At 49.1% G+C, this 22946-nt stretch carries 19 protein-coding genes; 18 read left to right on the top strand and 1 reads right to left on the bottom strand.

The annotated features are described in order from the left end of the window. Positions 1 to 9: 9 nt before the first annotated feature. The 8 genes from AUC31_RS06335 to AUC31_RS06370 all read left to right on the top strand — a co-directional run bounded on the left by AUC31_RS06335 (position 10) and on the right by AUC31_RS06370 (position 10248). On the top strand, positions 10 to 1014 hold the full coding sequence (locus AUC31_RS06335; RefSeq protein ID WP_058380860.1) for a thiamine pyrophosphate-dependent dehydrogenase E1 component subunit alpha: 1005 nt from the start codon (positions 10 to 12) through the stop codon (positions 1012 to 1014). Beyond that, a complete protein-coding gene (locus tag AUC31_RS06340; protein ID WP_058380859.1) occupies positions 1014 to 1997 on the top strand; it encodes an alpha-ketoacid dehydrogenase subunit beta in 984 nt (327 codons plus the stop codon). Before AUC31_RS06335 ends, AUC31_RS06340 begins: the two co-directional genes overlap by 1 nt. A 344-nt stretch (positions 1998 to 2341) precedes the next feature. Further along, positions 2342 to 3688, top strand: a complete 1347-nt coding sequence (locus tag AUC31_RS06345; RefSeq protein WP_058380858.1) for a dihydrolipoamide acetyltransferase family protein — start codon at positions 2342 to 2344, stop codon at positions 3686 to 3688. Positions 3689 to 3786: 98 nt separating this feature from the next. Continuing rightward, positions 3787 to 5481, top strand: coding sequence for a methylmalonyl-CoA mutase family protein (locus tag AUC31_RS06350; RefSeq protein ID WP_058380857.1), 1695 nt, complete (start codon positions 3787 to 3789; stop codon positions 5479 to 5481). Next, positions 5482 to 7629 carry a methylmalonyl-CoA mutase gene (scpA, locus tag AUC31_RS06355; protein ID WP_058380856.1) on the top strand — a complete coding sequence of 716 codons (2148 nt, stop codon included), beginning with the start codon at positions 5482 to 5484 and terminating at the stop codon, positions 7627 to 7629. It abuts the gene before it with no gap. Further along, the gene (meaB, locus tag AUC31_RS06360; RefSeq protein WP_058380855.1) at positions 7629 to 8696 is read left to right on the top strand and encodes a methylmalonyl Co-A mutase-associated GTPase MeaB; all 1068 of its coding nucleotides are present in this window, start codon (positions 7629 to 7631) and stop codon (positions 8694 to 8696) included. Before scpA ends, meaB begins: the two co-directional genes overlap by 1 nt. A gap of 65 nt (positions 8697 to 8761) precedes the next feature. After that, positions 8762 to 9202 (top strand): BrxA/BrxB family bacilliredoxin, encoded by a 441-nt coding sequence (locus tag AUC31_RS06365; RefSeq protein WP_058380854.1) that lies wholly within the window; start codon positions 8762 to 8764, stop codon positions 9200 to 9202. A 53-nt stretch (positions 9203 to 9255) separates the two neighbouring features. Beyond that, positions 9256 to 10248: an aromatic acid exporter family protein gene (locus tag AUC31_RS06370; protein WP_174519999.1), complete on the top strand. Its 993-nt coding sequence runs from the start codon at positions 9256 to 9258 to the stop codon at positions 10246 to 10248. Between the two features lie 111 nt (positions 10249 to 10359). Here the strand turns inward: AUC31_RS06370 and prli42 are convergent, their stop codons facing one another. Further along, positions 10360 to 10455 (bottom strand): stressosome-associated protein Prli42, encoded by a 96-nt coding sequence (gene prli42 / locus AUC31_RS17680; RefSeq protein WP_156889046.1) that lies wholly within the window; start codon positions 10453 to 10455, stop codon positions 10360 to 10362. A gap of 165 nt (positions 10456 to 10620) precedes the next feature. Here prli42 and mce point away from each other — a divergent pair, with 165 nt between their 5' ends. From mce to AUC31_RS06420, 10 genes are all read left to right on the top strand, one after another. Next, positions 10621 to 11019, top strand: a complete 399-nt coding sequence (gene mce / locus AUC31_RS06375) for a methylmalonyl-CoA epimerase (RefSeq protein ID WP_058380853.1) — start codon at positions 10621 to 10623, stop codon at positions 11017 to 11019. 15 nt (positions 11020 to 11034) lie between these two features. Then, complete coding sequence (locus tag AUC31_RS06380) at positions 11035 to 12576, top strand: acyl-CoA carboxylase subunit beta (RefSeq protein ID WP_058380852.1); 1542 nt, start codon at positions 11035 to 11037, stop codon at positions 12574 to 12576. Between the two features lie 122 nt (positions 12577 to 12698). After that, positions 12699 to 13817, top strand: a complete 1119-nt coding sequence (locus AUC31_RS06385; protein WP_058380851.1) for a M20/M25/M40 family metallo-hydrolase — start codon at positions 12699 to 12701, stop codon at positions 13815 to 13817. 720 nt (positions 13818 to 14537) lie between these two features. Further along, entirely contained in the window at positions 14538 to 15779 is a 1242-nt protein-coding gene (locus tag AUC31_RS06390; RefSeq protein ID WP_058380850.1) for a DNA polymerase IV, read from the top strand. Further along, complete coding sequence (rnz, locus tag AUC31_RS06395) at positions 15779 to 16732, top strand: ribonuclease Z (protein ID WP_058380849.1); 954 nt, start codon at positions 15779 to 15781, stop codon at positions 16730 to 16732. Before AUC31_RS06390 ends, rnz begins: the two co-directional genes overlap by 1 nt. Before the next feature lie 84 nt (positions 16733 to 16816). Next, positions 16817 to 17524, top strand: a complete 708-nt coding sequence (locus AUC31_RS06400; protein WP_058380848.1) for a DNA alkylation repair protein — start codon at positions 16817 to 16819, stop codon at positions 17522 to 17524. A gap of 90 nt (positions 17525 to 17614) precedes the next feature. After that, complete coding sequence (locus AUC31_RS06405) at positions 17615 to 17836, top strand: hypothetical protein (protein WP_058380847.1); 222 nt, start codon at positions 17615 to 17617, stop codon at positions 17834 to 17836. A 212-nt stretch (positions 17837 to 18048) separates the two neighbouring features. Continuing rightward, a complete protein-coding gene (locus tag AUC31_RS06410; protein ID WP_058380846.1) occupies positions 18049 to 20784 on the top strand; it encodes a tetratricopeptide repeat protein in 2736 nt (911 codons plus the stop codon). Positions 20785 to 20809: 25 nt separating this feature from the next. Beyond that, complete coding sequence (locus tag AUC31_RS06415) at positions 20810 to 21466, top strand: NAD(P)H-binding protein (protein WP_058380845.1); 657 nt, start codon at positions 20810 to 20812, stop codon at positions 21464 to 21466. A gap of 388 nt (positions 21467 to 21854) precedes the next feature. Continuing rightward, positions 21855 to 22934, top strand: a complete 1080-nt coding sequence (locus AUC31_RS06420) for a M1 family aminopeptidase (RefSeq protein ID WP_058380844.1) — start codon at positions 21855 to 21857, stop codon at positions 22932 to 22934. Positions 22935 to 22946: the final 12 nt, after the last annotated feature.

Here is a 22946-nt window from a genome sequence, read left to right on the forward strand (position 1 = left end):
GGAAATTCAATGGCTACTAAACACGAAGAAGTAGGTTTGACGAACGAAGATGTCTTGAAAATATACGAAACGATGTTGACGGCACGCCGTGTTGATGAGCGCATGTGGCTCCTGAACCGTGCTGGGAAAATTCCTTTCGTTATTTCTTGCCAAGGGCAGGAGGCAGCACAAGTCGGAGCGGCTTACGCACTCGACAATACGAAAGATTATGTCGCACCGTATTACCGCGACCTTGGCGTGGTCCTGCACTTCGGCATGACGCCGAAAGATTTGATGCTATCTGCATTTGCCAAAGCAGAAGACCCGAACTCCGGCGGCCGCCAGATGCCTGGGCATTTTGGGCAAAAGAAAAACCGGATCCTGACAGGTTCTTCACCTGTAACGACTCAGCTTCCACATGCCGTGGGCGTGGCGCTTGCAGGAAAAATGAAGAAAAAGGATTTCATCACATTCAACACGCTTGGTGAAGGCTCTTCCAACCAAGGCGATTTCCATGAAGGCTTGAACTTTGCCGGCGTACATAAATTGCCGGTCATCACGATGGTTGAAAACAACCGCTACGCGATTTCCGTACCATTTGAACGCCAAGTGGCGAGCAAAAACGTTTCAGACCGTGCGGCAAGCTATGGCATGCCGGGTGTCACAATCGACGGAAACGACCCGATCGAAGTGTACAAACACGTAAAACAAGCGGCAGACCGCGCCCGCAACGGCGAAGGCCCGAGCTTGATCGAGACGGTTTCAGAGCGCATGACGGCCCACTCATCTGATGATGACCACCGCCAATACCGTTCAGCGGACGAACTAGCTGCACAAAAAGAAAAAGACCCGATTCTTTTGTTCGGTGCTTATTTGAAAGAAAACGGCATCATGGACGACGAACTTGAAAAAGAAATCAACGACCGCATCATGGCGCTCGTTAACGAAGCGACAGATTATGCAGAAAACGCAGCATATGCACCAGCAGAAAGTGCAATGAAATACGTCTATGCAGAAGAAGGAGGAAACGAATAATGGCAGTTATGAGTTATATCGATGCCATCACGCTTGCCATGAAAGAAGAAATGGCACGTGACGAAAACGTTTTCGTACTCGGAGAAGATGTCGGGAAAAAAGGCGGCGTCTTTAAAGCAACACAAGGACTTTACGATGAGTTCGGCGAAGATCGCGTAGTTGACACGCCGCTTGCTGAATCAGCTATCGCAGGCGTTGGAATCGGCGCGGCCATGTATGGCTTGCGTCCGATCGCTGAATTCCAGTTTGCGGATTTCATCATGCCGGCAGTCAACCAAATCATTTCGGAAGCTTCGCGCATCCGTTACCGTTCTAATAACGACTGGTCTTGCCCAATCGTTTTCCGTGCTCCATTTGGCGGCGGCGTTCACGGCGCACTTTACCATTCACAATCCGTCGAAGCGGTATTCGCTAACCAACCGGGACTTAAAATCGTTATCCCATCCACTCCATATGACGCGAAAGGCTTGTTGAAAGCCGCGATCCGAGATGAAGATCCGGTCATGTTCTTCGAGCATAAACGTGCGTACCGCCTGATCAAAGGTGAAGTGCCGGAAGACGATTACACCATCGAAATCGGCAAAGCCGATGTCAAACGCGAAGGCGAAGACATCACCGTCATCACCTACGGATTGGCTGTGCATTTCGCATTGCAAGCTGCAGAACGTCTGGCTGAAGATGGCTACTCCGTCCACATCCTGGATTTGCGCACCATCTATCCATTGGATAAAGAAGGCATCATCGAAGCAGCGAAAAAGACCGGCAAAGTCCTGCTGGTTACTGAAGACAATAAAGAAGGAAGCATCATTGGAGAAGTGGCAGCGATCATCGCTGAAAACTGCCTATTCGACCTCGACGCACCGATCAAACGCCTTGCAGGACCGGACATCCCGGCGATGCCTTACGCACCGACCATGGAGAAATTCTTCATGATCAACCCGGACAAAGTAGAAAAAGCCATGAGAGAACTAGCCGAGTTTTAAGAAGAAAAGCGGAGTTGCCCATCTAGCCCCGACAAGCGCTGGAGGTCATGTCAGCACTGGCGCTTTTTGCCAGTGCAGGCGGGACCGAAGCGACCTCGAGGGGCTGGGCAACGGAGCTAGACAGAAGAAAAGCGGAAATGGCCGTTTAGCTTCGACAGGCATAAAGCAGGCTGGCGAAGCGGCGCTTTTTGCCGCACAGCCAGAATGATTTATGACCCGAGAAGCTGGCCATTGGAGCTAGACAGAAGAAAAGCGCAGTTGCCCATCTAGGCCCGAGAAGCTGTCCGTTAACGCATAATCCTTATAAATGAATATGCATCACAGATTGAAAAGGAGGAATCCCTTTGGCTATTGAAAAAATCACGATGCCCCAACTTGGCGAAAGTGTAACAGAAGGCACGATCGAAAAATGGCTCGTCCAGCCAGGCGACCATGTAAACAAATATGATCCGTTGGCGGAAGTCAATACCGATAAAGTAACGGCAGAAGTTCCTTCATCCTTTACTGGGACGATCAAGGAATTGATCGCTTCTGAAGGCGATACATTGGAAGTCGGCGAAGTGGTTTGCACGATCGAAACTGAAGGCGGAGATTCTGCCCCAGTGGAAGAAGCACAACCTGCTGAAGGCGAAAAAGCCAATGAAATGCCTGCTGCAGGAGCCGCACCGACCAAGAAACTCGAAGGTGAACAAGGCTCGTCAAAACCGGCTAAACCACAGGGCGGCAAAGCACGCTATTCACCAGCCGTTCTTCGTCTCGCTCAAGATCACGACATCGACTTGAACCAAGTCGAAGGATCCGGAAACGAAGGCCGCATCACCCGCAAGGATTTGATGCAATTGATCGACAGCGGCAATATTCCTCAAGCTGGCGGCGAGACTGCACAAGCGCCACAAGCGGCTGAAACAGCAGAACCTGTTCAGCAAGCTGCGCCGCAACAAGCACCGAAAGCGCCAGCTGCTAAAGAAGAATCCATCGAATCGGCTCCGGGCGACATCGAAATTCCAGTCACCGGCGTGCGCAAAGCGATTGCAGCGAATATGCTCAAGAGCAAGCACGAAGCGCCGCATGCATGGATGATGATCGAAGTTGACGTGACAGACCTTGCGCAATTCCGCGATTCCATCAAAGGCGACTTCAAGAAAAAAGAAGGATTTAACATTACGTATTTCGCATTCTTCGTCAAAGCGATTTCCCAGGCATTGAAAGAGTTCCCGATGATGAACTCGATGTGGGCAGGGGACAAGATCATCCAGAAAAAAGACATCAACATTTCGATTGCTGTCGCTTCAGACAATGCCTTGTTCGTCCCAGTCATCAAGAATGCTGACGAGAAATCCGTTAAAGGCATCGGCCGTGAAATCAACGAACTGGCGCAAAAAGCGCGCACAGGCAAGTTGAAGTCGGCCGATATGCAAGGCGGCACGTTCACGGTCAACAACACCGGATCGTTCGGTTCTATCCAATCGATGGGCATCATCAACCACCCACAAGCTGCCATCATCCAAGTCGAGTCGATCGTCAAGCGCCCAGTCATCATGCAAGGCGGAATGATCGCTGCACGTGATATGGTGAACTTATGCCTATCGCTCGACCACCGTGTGCTCGATGGCCTCGTTTGCGGGCAGTTCTTGGCACGCGTTAAAGAAATCCTTGAAAAAATGAACAAAGATAATACATCGGTTTATTGATGAAAAGTTTGGAGTCTTCGGACTTCAAGCTTTTTTTCCTTTCAGTAACATGCCGTGTCAGGTAAAATGGAGAGAGAAAGCTTTGAGGAGGGAATAGTTTGACGATTGAATCGATGAAAAACATTCAGTTTCCTGAGCGTACATACGAAGAATGGAAACAAGCGGCAGAAGCTGCATTGAAAGGAAAAGATTTTGAAAAGGTGATGAAAACCAGCACCATTGAAGACATCACCCTCGAACCCCTCTATACGAAAGACATGCTCGAGCGCTCCGTATCCGATGTGGATGCGCAAGTAGCGGCTGTCCAGAGCGGCAAGTTCGGTCCCTCTTGGCTTGTGGCGCAGGAAATCACAGCGCATAATGCCGAGCAATTTTTGGCTGTGACGAAAGATGATTTGGCCCGCGGCAATGAAGCGGTCGTCTATTCCGGGGCGCAGCCATTCGACTGGACAGAAGCACAGCTCGAACAACTTGCGGAATTGATTGTTCGCTATCCGATCTATTTCAAACTGACAGAAGACGAAGATCCAATTTTACGCGTGTTCGAGCGGCTGACAGCTGAACAGCGGGCAACCGTACACGGCGTCATTTTCACGGAAGAGCCGATCGAGGCACCTGAAAATGTCCGGACTGGCTTGATTGATACTTTGCCGACCCATAACGCCGGCGGTACGATCATCCATGAACTTGGCGTGGCGCTTAGCATGATGGCTGAAGCGCTGGACCAACAGAATTTCGAAGCGGCGGCAAAGAGCTTTTGGGTACGCTTTGCAGTCGATACGCACTTCTTCCAGGAAATTTCTAAAATTCGCGCATTCCGCGTATTGTGGCAGGCATTCTGCTCTGCCTACGGAAAACAAGCGCCGCGCATACCGGTATTCACGGAAACCTCAGTGCGCTCGTACTCCAAACTTGATCCTTATGTCAATTTGCTGCGGGCGGGCAACGCTACTTTTTCTGCCGTGCTTGCTGGAACGGACGGCCATACTGTGCATCCGCATGATTTCCTGACAGTTCCGACTGGCTCAAGCCGGCGCATCGCACGTAATGTGCAATTGGTCATTAAGGAAGAATCCCATGTTTCGCATGTCACCGATGCTGCAGCTGGATCTTATTACATCGAAAGCCTGACGCGTGAATACGTCGATGCCGCCTGGAGTTACTTCTTGGAAATCCAGGAAGCAGGAGGCTATTCTACAGTGAAGCGGACTGGCTGGCTGACAGACGACATTCAAGCCAAATGGCTCGATCGCGAACAGCAAGTGGCCAATCGCAAAGCTTCCTTGATCGGCACGAATAATTACGCCAACCCACAGGAGCCGGTGAAAGATGCAAAAATCGACACGGCTCATTTGGAGTACATGACAGCCAAACGCTTGGCTACGCCGTTTGAGAAATTGCGTGCGGAAAGCCGTGAAACGAGCGTTAAATCAGCCATTATCTTGTTAGAGCCGTTAAAAGCCGTGAAACCGCAGGCAGATTTTGTACAAGGTTTCCTTTCTGTCGCAGGAATCGAACCCGAAATCAGCCCGTATCTTTCATCTGCTGATGAAGTGAACCGTTACATCCGTTCCGAAGAGCTTGACTACGCCGTTCTGTGCGGAAGCCGGGACACCTTCGACAAGATCATTCCACAACTTGATGCAAAAGCGGCGATTGACGTTGCCGGGAAAATCGATGCGGAAACGCTAAAAACTTGGGAAGCTAACGGCATCCGTGATTCCCTCTATGCGGGTAAACCATTAATTGATAAATTGGACGCCGTTTTGTCACTTGGAAAGGAGGCGCTGTAAATGACGACACCTGATTTTACGAAAATTGACGTCACGAAACTCGATACGGCTAAATTGGGCGAACGGGATGAGAGCGCTTTTATGACCAATGAAGGCATTGCCGTGAAACCGTTTTATTCTTCGAAAGACTTGAATAAAGAACAAACGAGCTATCCTGGATTTGCGCCGAACGTCCGTGGCCCATACCCGACGATGTACGTGTCGCGGCCATGGACAGTGCGTCAATATGCCGGCTTCTCGACAGCAGAAGAAAGCAATGCCTTCTATCGCCGCAATTTGGCAATGGGGCAAAAAGGCTTATCCGTGGCATTCGATCTCGCGACGCACCGCGGCTACGATTCGGACCATCCCCGCGTTGTCGGCGATGTCGGTAAAGCGGGTGTGGCCATCGATAGCGTCGAAGACATGAAAATTCTGTTCGACGGCATCCCGCTTGACCAAATGTCGGTTTCGATGACGATGAACGGCGCAGTCGTGCCAATCATGGCATTTTTCATCGTCGCTGCAGAAGAACAGGGCGTCTCGCCAGGGCAATTGGCGGGCACGATCCAAAACGATATTTTGAAAGAATACATGGTGCGCAATACGTATATTTACCCTCCGGCGATGTCGATGCAGATCATTGCGGATATCTTCAAATACACATCCGATCACATGCCGAAATTCAACTCGATTTCCATTTCGGGCTATCATATCCAAGAAGCGGGAGCCACGGCAGATATCGAACTTGCCTATACCTTGGCAGACGGCTTGGAATACGTCCGCACCGGGTTGGACGCAGGAATAGGCATCGACCAGTTCGCGCCGCGCCTGTCATTCTTCTGGGGCATCGGCATGAACTATTTCATGGAAGTGGCAAAAATGCGTGCTGGCCGAGAAATCTGGGCGAAGATGATGAAGAGCTTTGACCCTCAAAATGCCAAATCTTTGGCGCTCCGTACCCATTCCCAAACTTCGGGATGGAGTTTAACCGAACAAGATCCGTTTAACAACGTGACACGGACGCTGCTCGAGGCGAATGCGGCGGCAATGGGACATACGCAATCCTTACATACCAATGCACTTGATGAAGCGATTGCTTTGCCGACCGATTTCTCCGCACGCATTGCACGCAATACGCAATTATTCCTTCAAGAAGAGACTTTGATGAACAATACGATCGATCCTTGGGGCGGTTCGTATTACGTTGAAAAATTGACGGAAGAATTAATGGAAAAAGCTTGGACCTTGATCGAAGAAGTCGAGGAACTCGGCGGCATGGCGAAAGCGATTGAAACGGGCCTTCCGAAAATGCGCATCGAGGAAGCGGCTGCAAAAAAACAAGCACAAATCGATTCCAATGAAGAGACGATTATCGGTGTTAACCGCTACCGCCTAGACGAGGAAGATCCGATCGATATTTTGAACATCGACAACACGATGGTGCGCAAAAAGCAGATTGAGCGACTCGACCGGATGCGCGATACGCGCGACCAGAAAAAAGTAGAAAAAGCGCTGCTGGAGCTGACACAAGCGGCAGAAACCGGTGAAGACAATATTCTGGCCTGTGCGATTGAAGCAGCTCGCCACCGGGCATCACTCGGCGAGATTTCAGATGCAATTGAAAAAGCTTCCGGCAGACATAAGGCGGTGATCCGTTCCGTGAGCGGCGTATACAGTTCTAACTTCTCCAACCAAGAAGAAATGCAGATCGTCAAACAAATGACGGAGGAATTCATCGAAAACGAAGGCCGCCGCCCGCGTATCTTAATTGCCAAGATGGGACAAGACGGACACGATCGCGGCGCGAAAGTTATTTCGACTGCGTTCGCCGATCTCGGCTTTGATGTCGACATCGGGCCATTGTTCCAAACCCCTGCAGAAACAGCCCAGCAGGCAGCGGAAAATGACGTCCACGTCATTGGTGTCAGTTCGCTTGCGGCTGGCCATATGACCCTTGTGCCGGATCTCGCGGCAGAGTTGAAAAAAGTGGGGCGTGAAGACATTTTAATCGTCGTCGGAGGCGTCATTCCAGCGCAGGATTACGAGTTCCTGCGCAATAACGGTGCCAGTGCGATCTTCGGGCCGGGGACGGTCATCCCGGTTGCGGCCCAAAAAGTCATCGAAGAAATTTACGCGCGCCTCGGGTATGAGGAAGAGGCAGACTGATGGATCGCGAGAAGCAGTCCAGACAAGTCATGTCGGGTGTTTCGGATAAGCATGATGGCATGAAAGCATTGCCAAGGAAGAAATTCAAGAAACCCACTACGAGCCAGTTTGATTTGGGCGAACTCGCACGCGGAGTCGAAAGCGGATCGCGTTTGCATTTAGGGAAGGCGATCACCTTGCTTGAAAGCACCAATCCTGAGCATAAAAAGCGTGGTCAGGAATTATTGAATGCGCTGTTGCCGAAAACGGGCAATAGCATCCGCATCGGCATTACTGGAGTTCCAGGAGCCGGCAAAAGCACGTTCATCGAAACCTTCGGGACGATGCTGACAGAGCTCGGCCACCGGGTAGCGGTGCTTGCGATCGATCCGAGTTCCTCGCGAACCGGCGGCAGCATACTCGGCGATAAAACGCGCATGGAAGAACTGGCGCGAAATCCTAAAGCGTTCATCCGGCCGTCGCCAACTGCCGGAACACTCGGCGGGGTCCATAAAAAGACACGCGAGACGATGCTCTTATGCGAAGCGGCAGGGTACGACGTAATCTTGGTCGAGACGGTCGGTGTCGGGCAGAGCGAAACGCTCGTGCGCGGCATGGTCGATATGTTCCTGTTGCTTGTGCTGACGGGTGCTGGAGATGAATTGCAGGGCATGAAAAAAGGCATCTTGGAGTTGGCGGATGCGATGATCGTCCATAAAGCGGACCGGGACAATTTGCCGCTCGCCAAGAAAACCGTGCGGGAATACAAACAGATGCTGCATTTTTTGCAGCCAGCGACCGAAGGCTGGACAACACGCCCTTTGGCGGTTTCGTCCATTGAAGGAACCGGCATGCAAGATATCTGGGATATGGTCAAGGATTTTGAGAAAACGGTGAAAGAAAGCGGCTATTGGGACACCAGGCGCCAGGAACAGACGCGTGATTGGTTCCATTCGATGATTACCGATGAATTGCTTGGCCGTTTTTACGGCGACCCGGAGCGCAAACAGCAGGTGAAAGACATGGAACAGCGTATTCTTAACGACCGATTGACGGTCTCGCAGGCGGTCACGGAACTGTTCAAGTAAGCTTTTTTGCAACTGTGCCGCCGTCCTGATATGATAAGAACAGCAATAATGAAGGAGTGGTACAGATGAGTATGGATTTTAATTTCCTGATGAATGATATTGTTACACAAGCCCGCCAAGAACTAACTGACGGTGGCTATACACAGCTCGAAACAGCAGAAGACGTACAAGAGGCATTCGCAAAACCCGGTACGAGCCTTGTCATGATCAACTCGGTATGCGGATGCGCAGGCGGCATCGCACGCCCAGCTGCTCTTCATTCGGTCCATTACGATAAACGCCCGGACCACTTGTACACAGTGTTTGCCGGCCAGGATAAAGAAGCAACAGCGCAAGCGCGTGACTTGTTCGGCGATGACCATTTGCCATCGTCACCATCGTTCGCTTTCTTGAAAGACGGTAAATTAGTGGATGAAATCGGCCGCCACGAAATCGAAGGGCACGATCCGATGTCGGTCATTACGCATATCCAGTCAATTTTCGAAGAGCATTGCGAAGAAATGTAAGAAAAAATGCCCCCGGTTGCGGGGGCATTTTTGTATTTTGAGGGGAGACGCCTATGAAACTGAAACCATATCGCATCGGCTACCGGACTATGAAGACAGCGCTCGGGGCCGCCATCGCCATTTATTTGGCCCAGTTGATCGGACTCGAATATTATGTATCAGCCGGCATCTTGGCGATCCTGTGCATCCAGCCGACGAAAAAGAAGTCGGTCCGTGCCGCGTTCTCGCGCTTTGTCGCCAGCATGATCGCCATCGGATTCGCCTTTGTCTTTTTTGAACTGGGCATGTATCATCCCATTACGCTGGGCATCTTAATCTTGCTGTTCATTCCGGTGCTCGTCAGCCTGGGGTTTTCGGATGGATTCGTCTCCAGTGCGGTCATTTTGCTTCATTTATACGACGCCAAAGATTTGACCGGCGCATTATTCCTGAACGAAGTGATGTTGATGATGATCGGTTTCGGTACGGCGTTGATTGTCAATATGTATATGCCGAGCATCGAGAAAAAGCTTGACCGCTACCGTGAAGAAGTCGAACGGCTTTATTCGACGATTTTCCGTGAAACGACCATATACTTGCGCCACGGGGAATCGGGGTGGACCGGCAAGGAATTGATGGAATCGGAAAAGCTGATCGATAAAGCCAAAGCGCTCGCTTATCAGGATGTTGAGAATCACTTACTGCGACACGAAAACAAGTATTATCATTATTTCGATATGCGCGAGCAACAGCTTCAAATCATCGAACGCATCTTGCCGAAAATCACGGCACTCCCGGTGATCGTCGGACAGACTCAGCTTGTTGCTGACTTTTTGGAAGACTTGTCAGAACATGTGCATTCCGGCAATACCGCCGACCAGTACATCACCAAATTGGACCGGCTGAAAGCGAATTTCGCCGAAATGCCGCTTCCGGACACACACGAAAAATTCCTCGCGATGGCGGATTTGAATGCCATCATCCAGGAAATGGAAACTTATCTTGAGATTAAACAGAGTTATAAAGGCTTCCACAATAAAAAAGGGCTAAACCCAAGCCCCGCCTAAAAAAACCGGCCAGAGAAATCACGCTCTGGCCGTTTTTTTGTGTGCACACGAAAAAAGGGCCTCTACAGCGCGTAAATCATGCGCGTAAAAAGCCCTTCAGCAGATTTCAAATTAAATGACGAAGCTTAAGCCCATCATCAGGCTCGACAGCAGCATCAATCCGACCATTGCATAGACAATGACTTTACGGAAAGCTTGGTTTCTCATGGATAGCATAGCTCCTTTATTCCTGTACTTTGAGAGAATCATACCACATCCAGGCAGGATTTTAAACTGCCAGCTTTGCCATTTTCTTAATATTCGATAACAACTAGAGTTTTTGCCTTTGAATGGGTACAATAAAGAGGAAGCCAAAAAAGGAAGTGAATAAGGATGAAGAAAGTCGATCATATCGGAATCGCTGTAAAAAATTTGGAGCAGGTCCTGCCTTATTACACAGAGACACTCGGATGTCCGTTGATGAAAATCGAAGAAGTGGAAGGGCAGAAAGTGAAAGTGGCCTTTATCGACGCGGGCAACATCAAGCTGGAGCTGCTTGAGCCGATGAGCGAAGACAGCCCGATCCACAAATTCATCGAGAAGAAAGGCGAAGGCATCCATCACATCGCATTCGGTGTCGACGGCATCGAACAACGCATGGCGGAACTTCGTGAAAACGGTGTCAATTTATTGAGTGACGAACCGAAACCGGGAGCGGGCGGCGCAATGGTCGCTTTTTTACACCCGAAATCGTCAAACGGCGTCTTGTACGAACTTTGCGAAAAGAAGTGACAGAGGAGTGGGGAAATGGACATTTATGAACGCATCAATGAGTTGTATGACAGAAAAAGAGAAATTGAATTAGGGGGCGGCGAAGCCCGCATTGATAAGCAGCACGAAAAAGGCAAACTGACCGCCCGCGAGCGCATCGACTTGTTGCTCGATGAAGGCAGCTTTGTCGAATTAAGCCCATTCGTCGAACACCGCACAACCGATTTCGGTATGGGCAAAGGCCCAGGAGAAGGCGTCGTCACCGGCTATGGCAAAGTGAATGGCCGCCCGATTTACCTGTTTTCTCAAGATTTCACCGTTTTTGGCGGTGCGTTGGGTGAAATGCACGCGAAAAAGATCGCCAACGTCATGGACATGGCAGCGAAAAACGGCGCTCCATTTATCGGCTTGAACGATTCCGGCGGTGCGCGCATCCAGGAAGGCGTATTATCGCTTGATGGCTACGGCCATATTTTCTACCGCAATTCGATTTATTCAGGAGTCATCCCGCAAATATCCGTCATTATGGGACCATCTGCAGGCGGAGCGGTCTATTCGCCAGCTATTACCGATTTTGTCTTCATGGTCGACAAAACGAGCCAGATGTTCATCACGGGCCCGAAAGTTATAGAGACGGTTACGGGAGAAAAAATTTCCTCGGAGGATCTCGGAGGATCACGTGTACATACTGCGATTAGCGGAAATGCGCATTTCCGTTCAGGTTCAGAACAGGAAGTTCTCGAAATGGTACGCCAATTGGTCAGCTATTTGCCGCAGAACAACCAGGAAATGCCCCCGCGCCTTGAAGTCGACAACGAAGACGATTACCGGCCGGATCTGGCTGATATCGTCCCTTACGAAGCGATTCGCCCCTACGACGTCCGAAAAGTCGTTGAACAAGTCGTTGATAAGGACAGCTTCATGGAAGTGCAGCCGGAATTCGCACGCAATATCGTGATCGGCCTTGCCCGCATCAAAGGCGAAACGGTCGGGCTTGTATGCAACCAGCCGAAAGTGATGGCAGGCGGGCTTGATATCGATTCTTCCGATAAAGCGGCGCGTTTCATCCGCTTCTGCGATAGCTTCAATATCCCGCTTATTACTTTCGAAGATGTCACTGGGTTCTTCCCGGGCATTAAACAAGAACACGGCGGCATCATCCGCCACGGGGCGAAAATCCTTTATGCTTATTCGGAAGCAACTGTCCCGAAAATGACCGTCATTTTGCGCAAAGCATATGGCGGTGCTTATGTGGCACTCAACTCGAAATCAATCGGCGCGGATTTGGTGTTCTCTTGGCCGAATGCCGAAATCGCGGTCATGGGCCCGAACGGCGCAGCGAATATCATCTTCGCCCGTGAAATCGACGCAAGCGACGATCCCGAAGCGACACGTGCAGCGAAAATCGAAGAATACCGCGAGAAATTCGCGAATCCTTACGTCGCCGCAGCACGCGGCATGGTCGATGACGTCATCGACCCGCGTGAAACACGCATCAAACTCATACAGGCTCTCGAGATGATGCGCAACAAGAAAGACGAACGGCCGAAGAAAAAACACGGCAATATGCCGCTATAAAAGACTTTACGACCAATCTCTTCCTGTTAAAGGGAAGAGATTGATGCGTTTTGCATGAAGTCGTCAAATGCTAAGGCTATAATAGGAACTGGACTAAATGGAATAGAAGAGGAGTTTTTGGAATGAAAACCGATCGCTTATTGGAAGAATTTTTGGAGCTTGTGCAAATCGACTCCGAAACAAAAGAAGAAACCGCCATTGCGAAAGTATTGACGGAAAAACTGGAAGCTCTCGGCTTTAGCGTAGTCGAAGATGATTCAAAACAACGCACAGGCCATGGTGCAGGAAACTTGGTGGCGACACTTGAAGGCACGAAAAAAGACGCACCGCCGATTTATTTCACCGTACATATGGATACAGTCGTTCCGGGTAAAGGCATCAAGCCAGAAGTTCGCGACGGCTATGTGTATTCAGACGGCACGACGATCCTGGGTGCTGATGACAAAGCCGGCGTCGCAGCGTTATTGGAACTCGCACGCCATTTGTCAGAAGAAAACGTTGAGCACGGGGACATCCAATTCCTGATCACAGCTGGCGAAGAGAGCGGCTTGGTCGGGGCGAAAGAATTTGATGCATCCCTATTGAAGGCGAAATTCGGCTATGCTGTCGATAGCGACGGCCAAGTTGGCGGCATTGTGACGTCTGCGCCGAACCAAGCAAAATTGTGGACCACGATTTACGGCAAGACGGCGCATGCCGGCGTTGCGCCGGAAAAAGGCGTATCTGCGATTACCATCGCGTCAAAAGCGATCGCGCGCATGAAACTCGGTCGCATCGATGAAGAGACGACTGCAAACATCGGCCGTTTCGAAGGCGGCAAAGCGACCAATATCGTCTGCGACGAAGTCCATATTTTGTCTGAAGCACGCTCGATTAGCGAAGACAAATTGGCAGATCAAACGGCTCACATGGAATCCGTTTTCGAAGAAGTTGCCAAAGAAATGGGCGGACGTGCGGAAACAGACGTCCAGCTCATGTACCCAGGATTCCGTTTTGATGAAATGGACCCTGTCGTAGATATCGCAAAAGCTGCAGCTGAGCGCATCGGGCGCCCATCGCCTGTCCTTACAAGCGGAGGCGGAAGCGATGCCAATATCATCAATGGCCACGGCATCCCGACGGTCAACCTATGTGTCGGCTATGAAGAAATCCACACAACGAACGAACGCATGCCGGTCCTAGAGCTTGAGAAACTGACCGAGCTCTTGGTCGAAATCGTCAAAGAAGCAGCCACACGTTAATCAAACCATAACAACTGCCCCGACAGGCCATTACACATGGCTTATCGGGGCAGTTGTTTAGTACGGGAGATTGCGCTGCAAGGGGCACGCTTGGGGCTCGCAGGATGCGAGTCATGCAGCTGATGCGACAGGACGTCGCGCTTTCAGCTGCCCGGGGATGGGGCGGGTGTTGAGCCAATGTGCCGCAAAGAGCGCGGCACATTTGTCTCGCCAGCCCGCGCGGTCCCTCAGGCGTCGGCCCCTTTCCGCTTCATCTCTAGTTTTAGAAAGTAAATCAAATGCATCTAGCAATGGAATTAATTTGAATAGTTTTGTTCAGGTTTGTAAGTTCAAATTGAATAGCCACGGCAACTTCATAACCATCAAGTCTAGCTAAGCGTCCCCACCAGCGGATGAAAACACTCAACAATGATATTTCCTCGCACGCAACACTCAAGGAAATATTAAAGCCGAACCGCGCACACGGGCGAGCCGAAGCAATAAGACAAGTGTTCTTCTTGGCTTATTGTGAGAGGCCAGCCCAAAGCGGGAGGCGGCTATTCAAAGATGAAACAAACAACGGTCAGCACACCACGCTTACAAGTCCAACTAAGCACTAATTTTATTTAGCAAAGCTTAATAAATCTAGCACAAATCCATTGGAACTGGAAAAGGTGAACAGGATGCCTGTTCGCCTATTTTTTGATACACTGAAAGAAAAAGGAAAGCGAAGCGATTGTTATGGCGGGGCGAGTTATTTTCCACATTGATATGAATAGCTTTTATGCATCCGTCGAGCAGGCGCACGATCCGTCGCTGAAAGGAAAAGCTCTGGCGATTGCGGGAAATCCGAAAGAGCGGAAAGGCATTATCGTCACTTGTTCTTACGAGGCGCGGGCGCATGGCATTTACACGACGATGCAAGTGCACGAGGCGAAGAAGAAATACCCGGGGCTCTTGCTGATGCCGCCGAATTTCGACCGTTACCGGGAAGCGTCGCGGCAAATGTTCGAGATCTTGCGTACCTATACTGATGCCGTCGAGCCGGTGTCGATCGATGAAGCCTATATCGATGTGACGGAACTATCGGCTGACCAGCATCCGGTGGACATTGCGGAACAGCTGCAGCAGCGCATCCTGAAAGAACTTGATTTGCCGTGTTCCATCGGCATTGCACCGAATAAATTCCTGGCCAAAACAGCGTCCGATATGAAAAAGCCGCTGGGCATCACCATCTTGAGGAAGCGCGACATCCAGCGCATCCTCTGGCCAAGAGAAGTCATTGAAATGCACGGCATCGGGGAAAGCACCGCGAAAAAGCTCAATAGCTTGAAGCTGTATTCGATCGGGGATTTGGCGAATGCGCCGGAGGGCTTGATTAAAGAGAAGATGGGGAAAAATGGGGTGCGGCTGCAGGCGCGTGCCAGAGGAGAAGACAGCCGCGAAGTAGATCCCGATTCGATTTATGACCGCAAAAGTGTCGGCACTTCGACGACTTTGCCGTTCGATGAGACCGATCTGGAAAGTTTGAAGAAAATATTCCGGACCCTGAGCACGAAAGTCGCAGGCCGCCTTCATGCGAAGAACTTGGCAGGTCCAACCGTCAGCATCCAAACGCGCAGTGCGGACTGGAAAAATCGTACCCGCAGCGTGACCTTGAACAATACCGTGTGGAAAGAACAAGACATCATGGTGCAGGCGTGGCAATTGTTCGAAACACATTGGAACGGTGAACCGTTAAGGCTTGTCGGAGTCACCGTCTCAAACGTCGTCGATAAAGGCGACATGACCGAGCAATTATCGCTCTTCAATTTCGAGGAACACGCGAAAGATGAGCCGATACTGGATTTGGTGTCCAAGCTCGAAAGCCGTTTCGGGAAAGGTTCCGTTTCCAGAGGGGTGGCCTATCATCAATCGAAACATGACGCACAAACCAGCTTAAGCAAAGATTTTCTGAGTGACCATGAGAGGAAGAAACGCTAATGCAAGTATTATTTTTAGGAACCGGGGCGGGCATGCCGTCGAAGCAACGCAATACATCGGCGCTCGCATTGAAATTGCACGAAGAGCGCGGAGCAGTCTGGCTGTTTGACTGCGGGGAAGCGGTCCAGCACCAAATTCTCGAAACGACCCTCAAGCCGCGCAAAATCGAGAAGATTTTCATTACCCATATGCACGGCGACCATATTTTCGGCTTGCCGGGGCTATTGGGATCACGTTCGTTCCAAGGGGGCGATGAGCCGCTCGATCTGTATGGGCCGAAAGAGCTTAAGGAATACGTAGAAATGACCTTGCGCTTAAGCCGGACGCATTTGACTTACCCGATCCGTTTCCATGAAGTGAAAGAAGGTATCATCTTTGAAGATGACACGATGACAGTCGAAGCCGGTCTCTTGGCACACGTCATCCCGACTTACGGTTACCGCATCAAGCAAAAACCGCTGTTGCCAAAGCTCGATATGGACAAAGCCAAACAGCTCGGTGTCCCGAAAGGCCCGTTGCTCGCCAAGTTAAAAGCAGGCGAAACCGTTGAGCTCGCGGATGGCCGCCAAGTGGAATCCGGAGAAGTGACCGACCCGGCAGAACCCGGTTTTACGGTCGCAATTCTCGGTGATACCCAGTACTGTGCAAAGTCGGAACAATTAGCGCAAGATGCCGACTTGGTCGTCCATGAAGCGACGTTCGATGGCGAAACAGAAAAACTCGCCAAGGAATACGGCCATTCGACGACTTTAGATGCGGCCAACGTGGCAAGACGTGCCGGAGCACAAAAGCTCATCGTCAACCACATGAGCGCACGGTTCATGACGGAACACGAAAAAGAGCTGTTGAAAAGCATGCGGAAGGTTCACGAGAATAGCGAAATCGCTCACGACTTTGACGAATTTGGGTGGAATAAAAAAGAACGCCGGATGGTGAAGATAATAGAGGATTGACGATCAGACGTTTTCCAGTTGTATCGATAACATCGAATATACAGCAAGGAAAACGTCTTTTATTAATGAGAGGGAGTGTAAAAGATGGATTTCCATACAATCATGCAAGAACTCGAAGGCTTAGGGAAAGAACGGACGAAGAAAATGTACCTGTCGAGCGGAGCCAAAGAGCCGGTGTTTGGCGTAGCCACAGGCGCGATGAAGCCGATCGCCAAGCAAATCAAAATCGACCAGCCTTTAGCAGAACAATTGTATGCGACGGGCAATTACGACGCCATGTATTTTGCGGGCATTATCGCCGAACCGAAAACGATGACAGAAGCTGATTTCGACCGCTGGATGGACGGAGCTTATTTCTATATGCTTTCTGATTATGTAGTGGCGGTTACCTTGTCGGAATCCGATATCGCGCAGCAAGTGGCCGATAAATGGATCGCGAGCGGTGATGAACTGCGCATGTCTGCCGGCTGGAGTTGTTATTGTTGGCTGCTCGGCAACCGCAAGGACAGTGAATTCTCGGAAGGCAAAATTTCCGCCATGCTCGATACGGTGAAAGAAACGATCCACCATTCCCCCGAACGGACGAAAGCCTCGATGAATAATTTCCTCTACACCGTTGGCATTTCCTATAAGCCATTGAGCGACAAAGCGGCGGAAACCGCCAAAGCTGTCGGCAAAGTCGAGCTCAAACGGGAAAACAAGAAACCGACGCAGCTCTATGCCTATGACAGCATTCAACAAGGCTTGGAAAAGGGACGTCTTGGATTTAAGCGCAAGTTTGTTAGGTGTTGATTGCAGCGTTTAGGGGTGAATAAACAATAAAACTGCAAACTGTTTGTGGTACAATATGATTCAAATGGTAATTTGAAGGAGATTATAATTATGGCAAATGAGACCAAAACACTTGCAGGACTCAATCTGAATTTCTGGAAACAGGATGAACACACGATTCATATGTCTATTAAAAACCCACATGCCGGGAAAGATTCATGGTTGACGAGCATTGAGCATACCGATAAGCATGAAGGGACTCAAATGGCACGCACACATAATAATTTGTTCAGAGACTTAAAATCAATTCTTGAAGAAAACGGCAAGTGGTAAGAAAACCTTCGTGTTGAACGAGTGAAAAAACCTGAATGGGAGGCATTCAGGTTTTTTTCTTTGTTTTCTTTCTGTCCTCCGTTTGCCGATCCTGGGCGCTTTGGGACCATCTCTTTTTTTATCACTTTGTTTTCCAGAATGTGTTATATGGTAAAATGAGTTGACAAAAAATTCTTACATACCAATAGACCATTTAGAAAGCAGGGAACTCGATGGAACTGCGCCCGAGATTTTCATTACATGCATCAGAAAACCAAAAACATTCTGCGATGCGGGAATTTACCGACCGCGAGGAACCGACTAAAGCATTTATGGATGCGGTGGATGAGAAGATACAAGAACGTTATAAAGTGCTGACGTATTACGGAGTCGGCGGCATCGGCAAGTCCAGGCTGCTTCGGGAATTGGACCGGAAGCTCGAATTGCGAGATCCGTTTATCGTCAAAACCATCTTGGATTTTAAGGAAGAAAAGCACCGCACGCCAAGCGAAGCCATGATCTGGCTACGAGAAGAGCTGAAAAAACAGCATCACATCAAATTCACTAGTTTTGACCTTGCGTATATCATCTACTGGAAAAAACTCAATCCGCAAGTCAGCATGAAGGCAAAAGACGAGGCGCTTCCATTCTTGGAAGAAGGCAGTTTTATCGGCGAAGTCATTCATCAATTGGAGAATGTCCCGGTTGCACAATGGTTCCCGAAAACCTTAAAGTTCATCAGCGGCATTGCGAAATATAAAGAAATTCTGCAATGGTGGATGGGCAACGGAAAAGCAATTCTCGAACAGCTGCAGGATTTATTGCCGCATGAAATAGAAGAGCGGCTGCCGGCTTATTGGGCAGCCGATTTGAGGGCGCATCTTGCTAGCAAGCAAGCGGGCGCGGTCATTTTTATTGATACATATGAAGCCCTATGGGAGAAATCGAGGCAGCAAGGGTCATTTTACGATAAAGACGCGTGGGTGCAGGAATTGGTGCTGCAATTGCCTGAAGTGCTATGGGTCATCTGTGGACGCGAAAAGATACAATGGGCCAAAACAAATCCGGCCTGGGACGATGAACTGTATTTGGAACAGCATTTGATCGGTGCCTTGTCGCCAATGGATTCCGACAAGTTCCTGCAATCTTGCGGCATCCATTCCGAAGAAATCCGTAAGGTAATCATTGAAGCGAGCCACGGCCTTCCATATTACCTTGATCTCATGGTCGATACGTATAATCTATTGGAGGAAACACATGAACCGCAACTGCATGAATTTTCGAGAACACCACAGAAAATCTTGGATCGTTTTCTCGTTTATTTAGAGCTGCCTGAAAAAGAGACCTTGAAAGTGTTGTCGTTTACGAGACATTGGACGATTGAGCTGTTCCGCCATTTGGTGACCGAATTCCATACCGGCTTCCCGCATACCGCGTACACCGAGTTGTTCCGCTTTTCCTTCATTACAAAAGAAAACGAACAGCAATGGCAAATGCACGTGATGATGCGCACCAGTCTGCAAGAACAAGTTCACGAGCAAGATGCCGATCTATGCCAACAAGTGCATGCCGTGCTCTTTGCCTATTATGATGAGAAACTAACTAAAACAAGTGGCCACTACAAACAACTGTATTTTGAAGAGGCGTTTTACCATGGCAAACTCGCACTTACGACAGATGATTTTTTGTCCTGGTTCCTCGCAATAGGGAAGCAATTAAAAAATAGCGGCCATTTCCAGTGGCTGTCTGCCCATTACGGGAAATTGCAAATGGCTTTAACAACAGATGCCGATGAAAAATTGCAGGGAGCCATTCATCAGCTATTCGGTGAAACGTATTTGCTCCAAGGCAATTACGAGCAAGGGGTCTCCCAATACGAGGCCGCCCTCGACAAATATAAAAAGGTGCAAGCGAACCCGGACAACGCCAAATCGCTCGCCCGTTGCTCTATCGACTTAGCTGAAATCAACATACAGCTGAGCCAATACGATGCAGCTTATAGCCTGTTAAACGAAGGGCAGAACTATGCAGCGGATTTTCACGGCAATAAAGACGAAGCATATTATACAGTAGTAATGATGCAATCGGTGCGGCTCGGAAAATTGAATGTCCGTTTCGCTCGTTATGAGGAAGCAATGGAAAACTACCGGCACGCTATTCAAGCGAGCGAACAGGCGGCAGATAAACTCGGCGGCGTTTCCAGTATCGATGCGTTGACGGCGCTGGCATATGAAAAACTAGGTGAGCTCACTCAACTTTTTGGTGATTCCAGTGCTGTAGACTGCTACCTGAAAGCGATTGAATATTACGAGCGGGCACTCCGTTCAGAAGACATTCAAGACAGTATCCGCATCACAGCTAATATGGGACTCGCCCATAAACGCCTTGCCGAGCAGTATTCAGCAGTAGACGAACCAGCAAAAAAAATTCAAAGTTTTGTTCGTGCACTGGCTATTTATGATGCAGTACTTGAACAATCACCTTATTTTGTCGATGCGTTGGAGAAAAAAGGCCATGCAGCAGTCGATTATATGAATCTTCAAATCGAATTGAACTTATACCCCGAAGCCCACTTATCATTCCATATAGCCGTCGAAGCATTCGAAAAAGCCATCGAGCTGTCGCCAAAACAAGGCGGTTCGCGCAATCGACTTGCTTCGGCCTATCGCGAAAGGGGCAAGCTCTATATGAAGCAAGGCCATGTGGAAGAAGCGATCGCAAGCCTTAGTGAATCATTAATGCTAAGTGCTGAAGTGATTGAAAAAACACCGGACTATATTTATTCGCATAACAGCATCGGCAAGACCCACGAACAATTAGCGGATGTCTATGCCGTTTCAGTCCAAGTGGATCTTGCAGAAGAGCATTACAATAAGGCGCTGGCCAATTACAAACAAATGCTTGAACGCGCACCAGGATTAAAAGAGGCGGCTGAGCGAACGCAGATACTGGAGAAAAAACTAAAATGAGTAGAGACAATAAAGGAGGACCATTATGAACGCATTAGTGATTGGTGCAACAGGAGCGACAGGAAAAGATCTTGTAGAGCAATTGATGAAAGATGATTCATTTGAAAAAGTCGATGTATTCGTAAGGCGTCCACTGGATAATCAGCATGATAAATTAACAGACCATGTCATCGATTTTGACCAGCCGGATACATGGCGCGACTTGGTCAAAGGGGATGTGTTGTTTTCCTGCTTGGGCACGACAATTAAAGCCGCAGGAAGCAAAGAGGCACAATGGAAAGTTGATTATGGCTATCAATATGAATTTGCGAAAGCCGCAAGAGAAAATGGAGTCGAGCGGTATGTATTGGTATCTGCTGAGTTTGCATCGCCAAAAGCCCGCAGCTTTTATTCGAAAATGAAGGGGCAGTTGGAGGAAGCGGTTAAAGAGTTAGGCTTTCCAAAGTTAACCATCATCAAGCCGCCGATCTTGATGAGGAAGGGAAGCGACCGCACCTTCGAAGTGCTGGGCTTAAAAGCCATTCAATTCATGAATAAAGCAGGATTGTTTCGTTCCCAACAGCCGCTTCCCACTGAAGATTTGGCTATGGCGATGATCAACTCGGCGAAACGAACACAAGATGAAAATGAGCCATTGATAGGGACAGCCATTCGCAAACGCGCGTCTTTAAAATTTAATTGAATAGAACCATTCAAAAAAGGGAGGTGTTAGATATCGCAAAATGAATATAATTATTCAATTTCTTGTTGAGTGAAGGAGGTGTGCTAGTGAAAAGGAAAATCAGGTTCCTAGCTTTTCTGTTTTTCATTGCAGTTTTCATTTATTTGGTTATTCAATATTATTCAGAGGAACGAGTGAGCAGACGGGGAATGCCAGCATTCCACAAAGCAACACTAGCTACAACATTGACCTCGATATGAAAGAAGCAGGAGTTTTTCAGGTTTCTGCAGACATCCTAATTACAAACGACTCACAGGAAAGTTGGGCAGACATCGCCTTCCACCTTGTCCCCAACGCTATAAATAAAGAAATAACTAACGATTATTCAGGTGAATCAGCAAACTTACAAGTGAATTCAATCACTTCGAGTGAAGATGAATTGCGATATGAATTGAATGGCGGTAGTTTATTCATCGAACTGGAATCGGATTTAACACCAGGCGAGCAACAAGCTGTCACGATTGAATACACACTCACCTTACCTGAAAACGGCATTCGCTTGGCGCAGGTGGAAAACAATTATTACTTAGCCCATTGGTATCCGATGCTTGCTGAATATGACGGGGGCTGGCAAGTCAATGACTATGATCCCAAAGGAGAATCCTATGAAACGGGGTACGGCGATTATACGGTCACTTATCAATTGCCAGAGGATTACCTGATCGCCACTTCTGCACCAGACGGTCCGGCAGAGGCCAGTTCATCTGGAACCTTAACTGGAGAAGCAATCAAGGATTTTTATGCGGCGTTTTTGGATCCAGCCGATTGGCAAGTCGCAGAACGCACATCTGGAAATACGGAGTTGCGTGTGTTTGTGCCGGCTGAGTCGGAAATCCTGGAGGAGACGGCTGAACTGTCAGTCGAAGCATTTGCTTATTTCGAAGAAAACATCGGCGATTATCCGTTTGCTGAACTGGATTTGATTGCGAATGACGGCTATATGGAATATCCGAACATTGTGGAAGTGCCGATGGACGAAGAATTACTTGATTCGATCTTGGTACACGAAATTGCCCATCAATGGTTTTATTATTTGGTCGCTAATGATCCATACGAAAACGCTTGGCTTGATGAGAGTTTGACCGAGTTCAGTACCGGCTTGTTCCTTAGCGACTATTACGGTGATGAGGACAGCGGTTTTCAAAATGCAAAAGCCTATGAAGAATCTTACGAAACGGAAACCTATGCTGATTTGGCGCTTGACGAATTTGACACCCCGGCCTATTATGCGACTGTCTATGGCAAAGTTCCTTTATTGGTGAAAGGCTTTTTCGACGAGCGCGGTGGAAACGAGGCTGCACTGGAATTTCTGGCGGTTTATTATGGAGAGTTTCAATTTCAGCGGGTGACAAAACAACAATTCAGGGAGTTCTTTGAGACATATTTTGAAGGGGACCAGCAGGCATTTTTGGATAGTTGGCTTCAATAAAACAATAAGCAT

The organism is Planococcus rifietoensis, from assembly GCF_001465795.2.
GTDB lineage: Bacteria > Bacillota > Bacilli > Bacillales_A > Planococcaceae > Planococcus > Planococcus rifietoensis.

Coding starts and splice junctions, on each gene's coding strand:
- AUC31_RS06335 (WP_058380860.1), top strand. CDS start 10: ATGGCTACTAAACACGAAGAAGTAGGTTTGACGAACGAAGATGTCTTG.
- AUC31_RS06340 (WP_058380859.1), top strand. CDS start 1,014: ATGGCAGTTATGAGTTATATCGATGCCATCACGCTTGCCATGAAAGAA.
- scpA (WP_058380856.1), top strand. CDS start 5,482: ATGACGACACCTGATTTTACGAAAATTGACGTCACGAAACTCGATACG.
- meaB (WP_058380855.1), top strand. CDS start 7,629: ATGGATCGCGAGAAGCAGTCCAGACAAGTCATGTCGGGTGTTTCGGAT.
- AUC31_RS06365 (WP_058380854.1), top strand. CDS start 8,762: ATGAGTATGGATTTTAATTTCCTGATGAATGATATTGTTACACAAGCC.
- AUC31_RS06370 (WP_174519999.1), top strand. CDS start 9,256: ATGAAACTGAAACCATATCGCATCGGCTACCGGACTATGAAGACAGCG.
- prli42 (WP_156889046.1), bottom strand. CDS start 10,455: ATGAGAAACCAAGCTTTCCGTAAAGTCATTGTCTATGCAATGGTCGGA.
- mce (WP_058380853.1), top strand. CDS start 10,621: ATGAAGAAAGTCGATCATATCGGAATCGCTGTAAAAAATTTGGAGCAG.
- AUC31_RS06380 (WP_058380852.1), top strand. CDS start 11,035: ATGGACATTTATGAACGCATCAATGAGTTGTATGACAGAAAAAGAGAA.
- AUC31_RS06385 (WP_058380851.1), top strand. CDS start 12,699: ATGAAAACCGATCGCTTATTGGAAGAATTTTTGGAGCTTGTGCAAATC.
- AUC31_RS06390 (WP_058380850.1), top strand. CDS start 14,538: ATGGCGGGGCGAGTTATTTTCCACATTGATATGAATAGCTTTTATGCA.
- rnz (WP_058380849.1), top strand. CDS start 15,779: ATGCAAGTATTATTTTTAGGAACCGGGGCGGGCATGCCGTCGAAGCAA.
- AUC31_RS06400 (WP_058380848.1), top strand. CDS start 16,817: ATGGATTTCCATACAATCATGCAAGAACTCGAAGGCTTAGGGAAAGAA.
- AUC31_RS06405 (WP_058380847.1), top strand. CDS start 17,615: ATGGCAAATGAGACCAAAACACTTGCAGGACTCAATCTGAATTTCTGG.
- AUC31_RS06410 (WP_058380846.1), top strand. CDS start 18,049: ATGGAACTGCGCCCGAGATTTTCATTACATGCATCAGAAAACCAAAAA.
- AUC31_RS06415 (WP_058380845.1), top strand. CDS start 20,810: ATGAACGCATTAGTGATTGGTGCAACAGGAGCGACAGGAAAAGATCTT.